At 56.2% G+C, this 331-nt stretch carries 1 protein-coding gene; it reads right to left on the bottom strand.

Annotation, left to right across the window (positions count from 1 at the left end):
- The coding region (locus V6D44_RS20995; RefSeq protein ID WP_333516864.1) for a hypothetical protein at positions 1-331 on the bottom strand (331 nt) is incomplete at both ends.

The raw sequence follows: 331 nt of genomic DNA, 5'->3' as shown, positions 1-331 counted from the left end.
GCGGTCAAAAAAGTTGTCGCGAATCCCGACAGGTCCGTTTTTCAGCACGTCTTCCCACAGCTGGGCAAGCTTCATCTCTGTCACATTTCTCGGCGCCGTGTAGGTCTCTTCATCTGCCGCTCCGTCAGGAGCTGGCAGGGCGTTTCGGTCAAGCTTTCCGCTTGGCGTAACCGGCCATTGTTCCATCTCTATCATATGAGATGGGATCATGTAGCCGGGCAGAAGCGTTTCAAGCTGCGCCCGCACCTCATTTCTTCCGAGTCCTTCTGCATAGGCGCATAATTCTGGCTCGCCGCTGTCTGTCCGTACGGTAACGGCTGCCTCCCTTACG

Source organism: Bacillus sp. 0209A (assembly GCF_036765095.1).
Classification (GTDB): Bacteria; Bacillota; Bacilli; order Bacillales; family Bacillaceae; genus Bacillus; species Bacillus subtilis_G.
This window is presented reverse-complemented; position numbering and strand designations above follow the sequence as displayed.